The following is a 14,012-nucleotide window of genomic DNA, read 5'->3' on the forward strand; positions in this document are numbered from 1 at the left end:
GAATCTAAGGGCGATTCTCGCGCAGTGCGCGCAAACGCGCCTGGCGCTCCTCCCGTGTCTGGCTGAGCGCCCAAGTCCAGGCTGCGTCATACTCGCCCGGCAGACGGCGTTCGATGCGGCTCATCTGCTCCGCATAATCCCGGCCGTAGAGATCGCTCCAGGCATCGTAGAGAAACAGATAGAGCAAGCGGTGGTCGTCGAGCCCGTCCCTGCGCCCGAGCACGAAGCTGAGCCGATGGCCGAGTTCGTGGACCAGGGTCGCCTTCTTGTAGGCCGGCGAGTAACTTGCACGAAGCCGGATCAGGCGGCCGTCATAGGAGGCCATCGGCCGCCCGTCGGAGACGATCACGTCGATCGGAACCTGCGGAAATTCAAGGCCGCTGGTTGCCTCCAGAGCCCGCACGATGCGCGCGCCGTCGGTGCGCCAGATCGCTTCATAGTCCGAAGTGCCCGCGGCGAATTTCGGCTGTACCGGGATGAAGGTCAGCGGCGGCGCCGCGGCCGGCAGGCAGAGCGCGCAGCCTAACAGCAGTGCCGCCCGGATCACGCTTTTGGAAGAAGGGCCTCGGCGCATTGCGGCATGATGCCGAGCGCGAAGCGCACTGGCAAATCGGCCGCGAGAGCCCGTTTTGTCTTCAGTCCCGGTCGCCTCAGACCTGGTCGGCGGGACCGCCCTTGAGGATGAAGCGCTTGTCGCAATAGCCGCAATCGACATAGCCCTTTTCGTCGATCTGCAGATAGACGCGGGGATGGCCGAGGGCCGGGTGAGTCTCGCTCGCTCCGTCGCAGGCGACGCGCGGCGTCGTGACGGTGCTGATTTCCGGCGTGAAGCGATCGGTCTGCATGGAGCGGCCCTTAGCAACGGGCTGCGCCACGGGCAATCGCCTGAAGTCGCGTCTATTTCGCCGCCAGCGCGAAGTCGACACGAATGCTGATCTCGCTCCGGTTCATGCCCGGGCGGACGATCGGAGCCGCCGGCGCGACCGCCTGCGCCTCCGCCGCCATGTCGCCGGCATAAGGCTGAGGGATCCCTGCCTCTCCGGAATCGCGGATCGCAAGCACCCGCGACACCTTCAGACCGGCTGCATCGGCATAGGTCTGTGCACGCGCCCGTGCCGCCTTGTAGGCCTGCGCGTAAGCGGAGCGGCCGGCCGCCTCCTGATCGGAGACAAGCAGGCTGGGGCCGCTGACAACATTCGCCCCGGCATCGGTCGTCGCGGCAATCGCCTCTCCGACCTTGTCGATGTTGCGGACCCGGACTTCGAAGCTGTTGCTGGCCTGAAAGCGCCCGCGATTGGGTCCGTAATCGATCCTGGACAGGCCGACGTTGCGCGTCTGAACGTCGTCCTTGCGCACCCCCAACCCCTCCACGGCGGCGAGCACGCGATTGATCACCTCGCTGTTGCGGCGACTCGCCTCCCGCGACGTGGCGGCGATCGTCTCGACGCCGGCGGTGAATCGTGCCTCGTCGGGACGGGTGTCGGCGCGTCCGTCGGCGACGATCTGGACCAGCACTTCGTCTCGCGCGACGCCGCGCGGATCCGGCGCGCGATCCGAACAGGCGGACGATGCGAGAAGGCCGAGCAGCGCACAGGGGATTCGTCGCATCCTTGTCTCCTAATCGGGCTTGTCCTCGTGGGCGAGCAAAGCTGTGGCGGCATCCTTGTCGGGGCGGGCAGCGAGTATCGAGCCGCGTGCCGCAACCAGCTCGCGAACCGCCGACGCCGTCGCAGCGCCCCAGACAAGATGAACGCCGATCATCAGGACGTTTCGCTGTTTCGGGTGCCTGGTCGCCGGTTCGAGCACGTTCAGCGCCGGAATCCAGCCCATGTAACTGGCCAGCCAGACCGCGGTCCCGGCGAGCGCACCGGTGCGTTTCGAGGGATCGGGGTTCATGGCCGCCAGCATTGCCCCCATGACGGCACCGTAGGCAAAGTGGGCTGCGGTCGCGAGATCCTTTGCCGTCTCGTCCTCGATCACCGTCCCGGTTTGCTCGGCCACCGAGTCGACGATCTCGCGCGGCGGCAGCGGGTAGCGTTCCTCCTCCGGAAGCCGGCGATGGAGGCGCTGCATCGCCGAGGTCATCGCCATGGTGCCGACGACGCCAGCGATGCCGCCGATCAGCAGCCTGGTGCCGAGCTTCAGTTTCCGATCCTTCAAAAAGAAATCTCCGGTCGCGCGATCATCAGCCAGAAGATGGCGAGAACCGCTGTAAAGGCCGGGAAGCCGAATGCGAACCACCAGCGAAACAATCGGTGATATTGAGCCGGCAGCGGCGTATCGGTCCGTGCCGCTTCGATCGCGAGATTGCGTATCCGGCTCTGCATCCACACCACTGGCAACCAGAAGGCGCCGGTGACGAGATAGAGAAGGATCGAGACGAGGATCCAGCCCTCCGTCAGCGCATAGCCCGTCGTTTGCGCGAGCAGCACGCCGGTGATCGGCTGGGCAATGACAGCCGTCGTCGTGAAGACGTAATCGGCGATCACCACGATCCGCGCGACGCCCGCAATGACCCGCACGTCGCCGCTCCGATGCGCCATCAGCATGAAGAAGGCGATCCCGGCACCGGTGCCGAGCAGCACGGTGGAGCCGAGCACGTGCACCCATTTGAGCAGGAAATAGTCCATCAGCGCTCCTCCAGGATGGCGAGGCAGAGGAAGTTGAAGGCGAGGATTGGCCAGATCTTCATCATCGGCCCCAACGGATCGCGCCACAGGCCCGGCAGGAGGATGGTGCCGGCGACGATGTAGAAGACCGACAAAGCGACCGCGGCCCAGAGCGCCTGCCGAGTCGTCGGCCTATAGATCATCAGGCAGAAGACGGAGATGTCGGCGAGGCCGCCGGCAATGACGCTCGGCACGGCGAGCGGCCCGGCCCCGGCGCGGAGCATGTAGTCGCGCGCGAGATCATAGCCTGCGGTCAGCGAGATCACTCCGGTCAGCAGCCAGAACAAGGCGAAGGTGGTGATCGCAAGGGCCTTCAGGAAGTAGAGTTTGGCGAACCAGCGCTCCTGCACCGGCGCCGGATGTTCGGCGAGCGCTTCGGTGAGGCCCTGCGGCTCGATGCCGGTGGCCTGCCGCCAGGCAGAGCCGTCGCCGACCGCACCGCGGACGATCTCGCGCCGGCCGGTGCTGCGGACCGCCGGCCGCCATCCGAGCCACGCGATCGCGTCGCCGGCACGATAAGCGAGCCCCATCAGCCACCAAGGCACGGAGATCAACCGCGCCGGTTTCCAGCCGAGCCAGCGGCGATAGGCGGCGACGACCTCGTCGAAGCCGAGCCGCTCTGGGCCGGCGAGTTCGAGTGCGATCCGGCTTGGCGCTCCCGGCTGAAGCAGCCGCGCCACCGTTTCCGTGACGTCGCCGAGCTGGACGATGTCGAGCGGCCCGGAATCGGGTGTGCGCGGGACGATCGGCAGTGCGGCGAGGCCGCGGAACAGAGCGGAGCCGCCATAGGCTGCGGGACCCACGACCACCGACGGTCGCAGGATCACCCAATCCAGGCCGGACGATTCGAGCGCCTTGTCCCCTTCCAGCTTGGTCCGCGAGAAATCGGTCAGCCCGCCGCGATCCACCCCAAGCGCGGAAAGGTGGATGACCCGGCGGATGCCCGCCTCCTCGCACGCCCGCCACAAGGCTGCCGGCGCATCATGGTGGACCCTGGCGGTCGAATCGCGCACATTGTCCTGAAGCACGCCGGCGCAGTTCACGACGGCATCGACTCCGGCCAGATGCGGCCGCCAGCTTTCGGGCGTCGTTGCCTGACGAAGATCGAGCTGCACCCAGTGATCGACCGCACCCTGCGCTGCGCCGGATGCGCCGCGGCGCAGTCCGATGATCTCGTGCCCTTCCCGCTTCAATCGGGCGGCGACTGCCGCGCCGATCAGCCCCGCCGCTCCGATCAGCAATATCCGCAAAGGCCTGCTCCTCTCCCCCGTTCAACGGGAGGAGAGAAGCACCGTTCCCGGATCCCTGCCAGCCCCGCTCACTCGTAGCGAAGGGCCTGAATCGGGTTTGCCCGCGCGACCTTGAAGGCATGGCTGGCGATCGTACCGAGCGCGATGGCGAGAGCAAGCAGCCCGGCGAGCAGGAACGGCGTGGGTCCGAGGCCGATGCGCGCGTCGAAGCCGTTGAGCCAATCCCGCATCACCCACCAGGCGACCGGCCAGGCGATCAGATTGGCGACGATCACAGGTTTCGAGAATTGCCAGGCGAGCAGCCGGACGATGTCGCGGGTGCGGGCGCCGAGCACCTTGCGGATCCCGATCTCCTTGGTGCGCCGCTCGGCCGTGAAAGCGGCGAGACCGAACAGGCCGAGGCAGCCGATCACGACCGCAAGAGCGGCAAAGGCGCCGAACAGGCGGCCGCGCGCTTCGTCCCGCTCGTACAAGCGCTTGACCCGATCGTCGGCGAACTCGGCTCGGTAGGGCACCTCCGCGAGCATGCGCTTCCACACGCTTTCGACGCGCGCGCTCACCCGCTTGGGCTCCGGATCGCTGTAGCGAACGATCATCGCGTTGAAGCCGTTATGGGCAAAGAGGAACATGATCGGCTGCAGCGGGTCGCGGATCGAGCGGAAGCGGGCATCCTTGACGACTCCGACGATGGTCGCCGTGGACAGGCCATATTCGGGCGGCGTGAGCCCCACCGAGATCGGCTTTCCGATCGCCTGCTGCGGATCGCGGAAGCCGAGGCGCTGTGCGGCCGATTCGCTGACGACGATGTTGGTGCCGCGCCGGGCGAGCGCCTGCTCGGCGGCCGGGTTTACCGGAAACGGCGTGGTCGAATCGTCGAGAGCGATCCGCTCCGAGAAATTGCGGCCGGCCAGCATCTTCATCCCCATCGTCGGGAAGAAATCGGCATCCACCGTATAGACTCCGAGATCGATGCCCTTGGTCTGGCCCGGGAGATAGACGGAGGTGATCGAATTGTTGCCCGGCGCCACGCCGATGCCGGTGAGCGACGCGGCCTCCACTCCGTCGACGCGGGCGATTTCGCGTTTCAACGTCTCGGCGACGGGCTGCACCTCCCGCGCACCGAGGCCCTGCAACTGGAGCAGCCCGTCCCGTCTGTAGCCGGCATCGGCCGTGCGGGCATAGACCGTCTGGGCATAAACGATGGCGGTGCAGATGATCAGGCCGATCGACACCGCGAATTGCGCGACGACGAGGATGTTGCGCAGCTGGCCGGTGCCGCCGGCTTCCGCCGCCGACTTGTTGGCCTTGAGCACGCGGGCCGGCTGGAAGCGGGACAGATAGAAAGCCGGATAGAGGCCGCCGGCCGCGCCGACGGCGAGGAGCAGGATGAGGATCGGCAGCAGAACGCCGTCGGCGCCCCAGTAAGAAAGGCTGATGTCGGCGTCGAGAATGGCGTTGAACGGCGCCAGCAGCAGCTCGACCAGCGCAAGCGCAAGCACCATCGCGATCGCGGTGACCAGCAAGGATTCGCCGAGGAACTGGACGATCAGCTGGCGCCGACTGGCGCCGAGCACCTTGCGCAACGCCACTTCGCGCGCCCGCTGCGAGGCGCGTGCGGTGGCGAGGTTCGTGAAATTGACCACCGCCATGCCGAGGATCAGCAAGGCGACGACCGCGAAGGTGCCGACCGTGCGCATGTCGTTGCCCGGGGTCATCGAGGCCTGCTGCGCCTTGCCGAGATGAACGTCGCGGATGTTGGTCAGCCGCCAATCCTGGAAATCGCCCGGATTGGTCTGTTCGCCGCCGCCGGTATCGTCGGGGATGTTCCGCTTCTCCCACGCGGGAAGCTGCCGATTGATCTCCTCGGCGGACGCGCCGGGCCTCAGCTTGACGTACCACCAGCCGCCCTGGTTGCCCCAGCTGGTGAGAAAGGATTGCTGGTCGGCGAAATAGCTTTCGGGCGCGAAGCGCGCGACCACGCCGAGATCGAGGTGGCTGTTCTTCGGCAGATCCTTCATCACGCCGGTGACGACATAATCCATGCTCTTGCCCTGGACGACCAGGGTGAGCGTGCGACCGACCGCATTCTGGTTCGGGAACCGCTTCGCGGCCTCGGCCTCGGTGAGGACGAGCGAATTCGGCAGATCCAGCGCCGTCGCGCGATTGCCGCGGACGAACGGCACCTGGAGGATGTCGAAGATGTTGCCGTCGACGAAGTTGAACCGTTCCGCGAGGCTCGGCACGCCATTCTGCATGATCGTCGCGCCCGCCGAGGCGACGTAGACCGCCTTCTCGATCTGCGGGAAGTCCTTCACCAACGTCTTGCCCGAGACGTAGCTCGACATCTGCAGGGCCATCTCCTCCCCGCCATTATCGGTCGCCTTGTAGAAATCCTGGAACTGGTAGGCGCGGTCGGCCTGTTCCATCCAGCCGTCGTAGCTCGTCTCGTAGCGGACGAAGAGCAGGATCATCAGGCACGCCGCGAGCCCGATCGAAAGGCCGACGATGTTGATGAACGCGTAGGTCTTGTTCTTGGCGAGGGCCCTCACCCCCACGATCAGATAATTGCGCCACATCGTTCGGCTCCTATTCGTAGCGGAGAGCATGGATCGGATTGGACCTGGCCACCTTGAAGGCGTGGCCGGCGATGGTTCCGATGGCGATTGCGAGCGCAAGCGCGCCCGCGAACAGGAAAGGGCCGGCGCCGAGTTCGATGCGGGCGTCGAAGCGGTTCAGCCAGTCGCGCATTGCCCACCAGGCGGCCGGCCAGGCGATGAGATTGGCGACGATCACCGGCTTCGAGAATTGCCAGGCGAGCAGGCGCACGATGTCGCGGCTGCGCGCACCGAGCACCTTGCGAATGCCGATCTCCTTGCGGCGGCGCTCGGCCGTGAAGGCGGCGAGCCCGAAGAGGCCGAGGCAGGCGACGACGATGGCGAGCGCCGCGAAGCCGGCGAAGGTCTGCGCACGGGCGCGCTCGGCCAAATACAGGCTCGAGACGATATCCTCGCTGTATCGGGCTTCGAACGGCAGATCGGGTACGAAGCGCTTCCAGACACGTTCGACGCCATCGCGGACCTCTCGTCCCTGCCCCGCCCGATAGCGGATCACGATCGTCGAGACAAAATCGTTCGCGAGCCGGTACATGATCGGTTCGATCGGCTGCCGGATCGATCGAAAGCGGGTATCGCCGACGACTCCGACGATCGTCACCGGAACCATCCCGGTCGCCGGATCGAGGCTGAGCGAGACCCGCACCTGCCTGCCGACCGCGTCGGCCGGGTCGGCGAATCCGAGCCGGCGCGCGGCAAGCGCGTTGATGACGACGTTGCCGCCCCGTGCGACCAGGGCGCGTTCGGCCGCGGGATCCGGCTCCGGGAACGGCATGCTGGTTTCATCCATCGGGCGATTGCGATCGAAATTGCGCCCCGCGAGCAGCTTGATCCCCATCGTCTCGAAGAAATGCTCGTCGACGGGATAATTGCCGAGGCCGATCGTCTCGGCCTTGCCGGGAGCCCGCAGCGTGCGCCACATCGTGCTGCCGGTGTTGATGCCGATGCTGGTGCGGGATGCAGCGACGACGCCATCGACCCGAGCGATCTCGCGAGTCATCGATTCCAGCACCGGAACGAGGCTGTAATATCCGGCGGAGACCTGCAGCAGGCCGTCACGCTCGAAGCCCGGATCCGACCTGCGCGCATGGACGGTCTGCGCATAAACGATCGCCGTGCAGATGATCAGGCCGATCGAAACCGCGAATTGCGCCACCACCAGCACGTTGCGCAGGCGCCCGGACCCTTCCGCCTCGGCCGCCGACTTGTTGGCCTTGAGTACCTGCGCCGGCTGAAATCGCGACAAGTAGAATGCCGGGTACAGCCCCCCGGCGGCCCCAACCGCGATCACCAGGCCGAACACCGGCAGCATGACGCCGCCGGCGCCGAGATAGTGCATGTGGAGATCGGCATCGAGAAAGGCGGAGAGCGGCCGCAGGGCGAGCTCGACCATGGTCAGGGCGAGGATCATCGCCATGCCCGCGACCAGGACGGATTCGCTGAGAAACTGGGCGACGAGCTGCCGGCGGGTTGCCCCCAGCACCTTGCGCAGCGCCACCTCGCGCGCGCGTTGGCCGGCGCGGGCGGTCGCCAGATTGGTGAAATTGATGCACGCCATGCCGAGGATCAGCAGGGCGACGATCGCGAAGGTGGTGATCGTCGACCGATCGTTGGCCGGCTCCATCGCCGCCCGCTGTGCCTCGCCAAGATGGATGTCGCGCAACGGGATCAGCTTCCAGTCCTGGAACTCACCCTCATTCTCGCGGCGGTCGCCGAACGTCTGATCCGGAATGTTGCGTTTTTCCCAGGCCGGCAGCGCGGCGCGCATGGCATCGACGTCGGCGCCGGGCCGAAGCTTCACGTAATTGAAGCCCGATATCTCTCCCCAATTGCTGAGATACCCCGGATAATCGGCGAAGAACGACACCGGATCGAACCGCATCACCATGTCGAGACGAAGGTGAGAGTTTTTCGGCAGGGTCTTGAGGATGCCGGTCACCCGATAATCGACATGCTCGCCATTCTCGACAATCGTCAGTGTCTTGCCGATCGCGGGCTCGGCTCCGAACAAGCGAAGCGCCTCCCGCTCGGACAGGATCAGATTGCCCGGCTTCGCCAGAGCCGTCTTGGGGTCGCCGGCCACCAGCGGCAGCGGGAAGATGTCGAAGAAGGGACCATCGACGCGCGCGGCATCTTCGACCGTCAGCGCCTGATCACCACGCACCACCGCAGCGCGCGTTCCCTGCACGTGCATCCGGCCGATCACCTGCGGGAAATCCTTCTGCAGCGCGGTGCCCGCGGCATATTGCGACTGGCGCAGACCGTCGCGGCTGCCGGTGTCCGGATCGGTCGAGAAGCTCTGGATCTGGTAGACGTTCTCGGCGCCGGGGATCCAGCGATCGTAGCTGGTCTCGTAGCGGACGTAGAGCAGGATCAGCAGGCACGCGGCGAGGCCCAAGGCGAGACCGAAGATGTTGATGACGGCATAGGTCCGGTTCTTGGCCAGGGCCCGTGCGCCGACGATCAGATAATTGCGCCACATCGCCCGATCCTATTCGTAGCGAAGCGCGAGGATGGGATTGAGCCGGGCAACGCGGATGGCATGGCCGGCGACGGTGCCGACCGCGATCGCCAGCGCGAGCGCACCGGCGAGGACGAACGGCCCCGGCGTGAGGGCGACGCGGACATCGAAATCGTTCAGCCAGTCGCGCATCGCCCACCACGCCGCCGGCCAGGCGACGAGATTGGCGAGCACGACCGGTTTCGAAAATTGCCAGGTGAGCAGTCGCACGATGTCGCGGATCCGAGCGCCGAGCACCTTGCGGATGCCGATCTCCTTGGTGCGCCGTTCGGCGGTGAAGGCGGCGAGGCCGAACAGGCCAAGGCAGGCGATCAGCACGGCGATAGCGGCGAAGGCGGCGAACAAGGCGCCGCGGGCGCGATCGGCCGCATAGATTTCCGCGACGAGAGCCTCCACGAAATGGCCCTGAAACGGAATTTCCGGCTCGAAGCGGCGCCAGACCCTGTTGATCCCCGCCATCACTGCGGCCGGATCGGCACCGCCGTAGCGGACGAGGACAAGGCTCGTGCGATCGGGGTCGTAGCCGTAGATGATCGGCTCGAGCGCATCGCGGGCGGTGCGGATGCGGGTGTCCTCGACCACGCCGACGATCGTGGCATCGGCCATATCCTCGCCATCGAGCCCGACCTTGATCGTCTTTCCGATCGCCGCCTGCGGAGCCCCCAGCCCGAGCAAGGTCACGGCATTGCGATTGAGGACGACGTTGAAACCGCCGGCACCTTGCTGGAGCACGGCGCCGTCCGCCTCTGCGCGCACCACCCGATCCCTGGCGTAGCGATCGCCGAGCTGGCGCCCGGCCAGCAGGGGGACGTCGATCGTCCGCAGGTACTCGGCGTCGACCGCATAATAGCCGATCGCGCTATCCTGCGCGGCGCCCGACGTGCGGACCGCGAGAATGTTCTTGTTGGTCGCGGCAAGGCCGAGATTGGTGCGCCCGGCCGCGACCACGCCCGGGATCGCGAGCAGCTCGCGCCGGGCCGCCTCATATTCGCTGCTGTCGCCGGCGAAGCGCCAGGCGGACTCGATCTGGATGAGCCCGTCGCGGCGATAGCCGGGATCGACGGTGGCGACGTGGCGAGTCTGCGAATAGATGACGCAGGTGCAGACGATGAGCCCGATGGCGATGGCGAACTGCACGACCACCAGGATCGTGCGAAGCCGGCCGTTGCCCGGGGTCTCGGCCGCGGACTTGTTGGCGCGCAGCACCTGCGCGGGCCGGAAGCGGCTGAGGTACAGCGCCGGATAGAGGCCGCCAAGCAGGCCTGACGCGACGAACAGCAGGATCGCCGGCAGCAGCAATCCGCCGATACCGGGATAGGTGACCTCGAGGTCGGCACCGATGCGACCGCCGAGCCATGGCGTGAGGAGCTCGACAGCCGCGAGCGCGAGCAGGGTGGCGAGGGCCGCGAGCATCAGCGATTCTCCGATCAGCTGAACCACGATCCGCGGCCGGCTGGCACCGAGGACCTTGCGCAGCGCGACCTCGCGTGCGCGTTGCGTGGCCCGCGCGGTCGACAGGTTGACGAAGTTCATCACCGCCATGGCGAGGGTGAGCAAGGCGACGACGACGAAGGTCGCCAGCGCACGCGGATCTCCGCCGGGGGTCAGCGCACCATGTTGTGCGACACCGAGGTGGACGCCGGTGATCGGCACCAGCGCCAGATCCATGATGTCCGCCTGCGAGGCGGCGCGACCGCCGATCATCTGCGGTGCGACCACGCGCTTTTCCCAGGCCGGAAGCGCCGCGTTGATTGCGTGCGCGTCGGCACCCGGCCGCAGCTTGAGATAATGCTGCTGGCTCATGTTGCCCCAGCCGATGGCAGAGGCAGGCAATCCGGCGGCCTCAGCGGGATCGTAGCGAAACAGGATGCCGAACCGGAGGCTGGAATTCTTCGGCAAGTCCCGCAGGACGCCGCCGATACGATAGTCGCGCTTTCCCGGGCCGGCCCCGAGGCTCATCGTTCGCCCCATCACGTCGCTCGTCCCGAAATGCCTGATCGCCTCCTTCTCGGTGAGTGCAATGGCATTGGTGTCGGAAAGCGCGCCTGCGGCGCTTCCATGTACGAACGGCAATCGGAAGATGTCGAAGAAGGCCGGATCGACGATCGCGGAGTCGATGAAGATCGCCTCGCCATCCCGCGTCGTGACCGTCTGGCCGTTGCGCATTACCGACAGGCTCTCGATCTGCGGAAAGCCGCCGGCCAGGGTGTCGCGAACCGGAAACGGGCTCGTCTGGGCATGGGTGATCGGCTGCCCCGGTTCGTGCCAGGTGGCCTGGACCTGGTAGATCCGGTCGCTGTCGGGAAGCCAGCTGTCGTAGCTCCTCTCGTAGCGGAGATAGAGAAGGATCAGCAGGCATGCCGTCAGCCCGAGCGCAAGCCCGAGGATGTTGATCAGGGTGTGCGCCCGGTTCCTGGTCAGAGCGCGCAGGGCGATGGTGAAAGAAAGGCGCATGGCCGATCCTATTCGTAGCGAAGGGCGTGGATGGGGTTCAGCCGCGCGACCCGGATGGCGTGGCCCGAGACGGTGCCGAGCGCGATGGCGAGCGCGATCGCACCGGCGAGGAGAAACGGCCCCGGCCCGAGCGGCACGCGCGCGTCGAAGCCGTTCAGCCAATCCCGCATCACCCACCAGGCGACCGGCCAGGCGATCAGGTTCGAAAGCATCACTGGCTTGGAAAATTGCCACGCCAGAAGCCGGACGATGTCGCGGACGCGGGCACCGAACACCTTGCGGATGCCGATCTCCCGGGTGCGGCGTTCGGCGGTGAAGGAGGCCAGGCCGAACAGGCCGAGACAGGCGATCAAGGCGGCAAGCAGGGCGAAGCCGCCGAACGCCTGCCCCCGTGCCGCGTCTGTCCGGTAGAGCTCCGCCAAGGCGGCATCGGCATAGTCGAACTGGAACGGAAGATCGGGCGCGAGGCGCTTCCACAGCCCGCCGATATCCCGGGCCACGGCCTCGCCGTTGCGCGACTGATAGCGCACCACCAGCGAGCGGTAGATCCCGCCATCGTAGAAGATCATCGGCTCGAGCGGCTGACGGAGCGAGCGGAACCGGCTATCCTCGACCACGCCGACGATCGTCAGCGGAAGCACGCCGGGCTCGCCCTGATCGGCGAGGACCTGGTTGCCGACGGCGGATTGCGGATCGGAGAAACCCATCTGCTTCGCCGCCGCGCGATTGACGACGACGTTGAGCCCGCGCCGGGCGAGCGCGCGCTCGCCGGCCAGCGTCCGGTCCGCGCTGTCATAGGGGACGAAGCCATCGTCGTTGGCGAAGCGGCGCGACAGCGCCCGGCCCGCAAGCAGATCGACGTCGAGGGCAGCGAAGAAATCCGGGTGCACGCTGTACCAGCCAAGCATCATCGGCTTCGCCCGCCCGGGAACAACGATCGGCCGCATCAGAGTGGTGTCGCTCGCGACGGTGATGCTCGAGCCAGCGACCTCACTGACGCCCTTCACCCGGGCGATCGCGCGGATCAGGGTATCCGTCTGTGCGATGATCTGCCCGCGCTGCATGTTGCCGATCTGGAGAAGGCCGTCGCGGCGATAGCCAAGGTCGCCCTCCCGGGCGAAGCGGGTCTGCGCGGAGACGATGACGGTGCAGACGATGAGGCCGATCGAGACCGCGAATTGCACCACCACCAGGCCGCTCCGCAGCCGCCCGGTGCCGCGCGGCTCGGCCGCCGAGCGGTTGGCGCGGATCACAGCGGCAGGCTGGTACGCGGACAGGTGGAAGGCCGGGTAGAGCCCGCCCGCGAGGCCGACGACGCACAGCAGAGCGAGCGCGGGCAGGAGGATGCCGTCGGCGCCGAAATAATGGAGCGACAGATCGGTGCCGAGGAAGGCGGACAAGGTCGGCAGGAGCAGCTCGACGAGGGCCAGCGCCAGCAGCAGGGCGACCGCGGTCAGCAGCAGGGATTCGCCGAGAAATTGAACGATGAGCTGACGCCGGTTCGCACCCAGGACCTTGCGCAAGGCGACTTCGCGGGCGCGCTGGCTTGCACGGGCGGTGGCGAGATTGACGAAATTCACCGAGGCCATGGCGAGGATCATCAAGGCGACGATCGTGAAGGTGGCGATGGTGACGCGATCATTGCCGGGGCGTTCGGGTGCGCCTTCGGCGCCGCTGAGATGGACGTCGCCGATCTTCACCAGCCGCCAATCATAGGCATCGCCTTCGTTGACCCGGCCGCTTCCGGCGCCGACCGGCGGGATGTTGCGCTTCTCCCAGGCCGGCATCTGGCGGTGGATCTCGTCGGGGTCGGCACCCGGCCTCAGCTTCAGATAGACGCTGCCGTTCACGCAGCTCCAGCTGCACTCGGCGGCATCGCGGTCGCTCATCCGGCCGACCATCGTGAGCGAAAGATGGCTGTTGCGCGGGATGTCCTGGAACACCCCGGTGACGCGCAGCGAATATTGTTCGTTCCTGCGCACCGCGGTGACAATGCGGCCGACCGGATTGTCGGTCCCGAAGCGGCGGATCGCCTCGCTTCGGCTGATGACGAGGCTGTCCATGCCGCGCAACGCCGCCGCCGGATCGCCGTGCAGGAAGGGGAGCTGCAGGATCCGGAAGAAGCCTTCGTCCGCCAGCACCATCGGCGCGAACGTCGCCTCCCCGCCCTGCAGGAAGACCGGCGCTTCGCCGTCGGCGCGGGTTATCGCCTCGATCTGCGGGAAATCCTTGGCGAGCGGCCCGGCGATGACGCCGTGGGATCCCTGCTGGCGGCGCACTTCGCCGGTCGCGGCATCGGTGTAGACGCTCTGCACCTGATAGACGCGGTCCGAATCCGGCAGCCAGCGATCGTAGGATGTCTCGTAGCGGACGTAGAGGAAGATCATCAGGCAGGCGGCGAGGCCGATGGCCAGGCCGGCGATGTTGATCGCGGCATAGGTCCTGTTCTTGGTGAGGACCCGCATCGAGACCGTGAGATAATTCCGCCACATCGCCCCGCGCCCTC

10 protein-coding genes are annotated in these 14,012 nt (G+C 66.8%); all 10 read right to left on the reverse strand.

The genetic code is table 11. The annotated features are described in order from the left end of the window. Positions 1-4: 4 nt before the first annotated feature. Positions 5-574, reverse strand: coding sequence for a hypothetical protein (locus C7I55_RS25355; protein ID WP_158266587.1), 570 nt, complete (start codon positions 572-574; stop codon positions 5-7). A gap of 76 nt (positions 575-650) precedes the next feature. Next, positions 651-845 (reverse strand): zinc-finger domain-containing protein, encoded by a 195-nt coding sequence (locus tag C7I55_RS25360; RefSeq protein ID WP_106515848.1) that lies wholly within the window; start codon positions 843-845, stop codon positions 651-653. Between the two features lie 52 nt (positions 846-897). Beyond that, on the reverse strand, positions 898-1,608 hold the full coding sequence (locus tag C7I55_RS25365) for an SIMPL domain-containing protein (protein ID WP_106515849.1): 711 nt from the start codon (positions 1,606-1,608) through the stop codon (positions 898-900). Between the two features lie 9 nt (positions 1,609-1,617). Then, the gene (locus C7I55_RS25370) at positions 1,618-2,160 is read right to left on the reverse strand and encodes a hypothetical protein (RefSeq protein ID WP_199193067.1); all 543 of its coding nucleotides are present in this window, start codon (positions 2,158-2,160) and stop codon (positions 1,618-1,620) included. Further along, on the reverse strand, positions 2,157-2,630 hold the full coding sequence (locus C7I55_RS25375; protein ID WP_106515850.1) for a DUF2269 family protein: 474 nt from the start codon (positions 2,628-2,630) through the stop codon (positions 2,157-2,159). Before C7I55_RS25375 ends, C7I55_RS25370 begins: the two co-directional genes overlap by 4 nt. Beyond that, positions 2,630-3,919, reverse strand: a complete 1,290-nt coding sequence (locus C7I55_RS25380) for an SDR family oxidoreductase (RefSeq protein WP_106515851.1) — start codon at positions 3,917-3,919, stop codon at positions 2,630-2,632. Before C7I55_RS25380 ends, C7I55_RS25375 begins: the two co-directional genes overlap by 1 nt. A 68-nt stretch (positions 3,920-3,987) precedes the next feature. Continuing rightward, a complete protein-coding gene (locus C7I55_RS25385) occupies positions 3,988-6,495 on the reverse strand; it encodes an ABC transporter permease (protein ID WP_106515852.1) in 2,508 nt (835 codons plus the stop codon). A 10-nt stretch (positions 6,496-6,505) separates the two neighbouring features. Then, entirely contained in the window at positions 6,506-9,013 is a 2,508-nt protein-coding gene (locus C7I55_RS25390; protein WP_106515853.1) for an ABC transporter permease, read from the reverse strand. Between the two features lie 9 nt (positions 9,014-9,022). Next, positions 9,023-11,506: an ABC transporter permease gene (locus C7I55_RS25395; protein ID WP_106515854.1), complete on the reverse strand. Its 2,484-nt coding sequence runs from the start codon at positions 11,504-11,506 to the stop codon at positions 9,023-9,025. Between the two features lie 8 nt (positions 11,507-11,514). Further along, positions 11,515-13,998 (reverse strand): ABC transporter permease, encoded by a 2,484-nt coding sequence (locus C7I55_RS25400; protein ID WP_106515855.1) that lies wholly within the window; start codon positions 13,996-13,998, stop codon positions 11,515-11,517. Positions 13,999-14,012: the final 14 nt, after the last annotated feature.

Origin of the sequence: Allosphingosinicella deserti (assembly GCF_003012735.1) — a bacterium.
GTDB lineage: Bacteria > Pseudomonadota > Alphaproteobacteria > Sphingomonadales > Sphingomonadaceae > Allosphingosinicella > Allosphingosinicella deserti.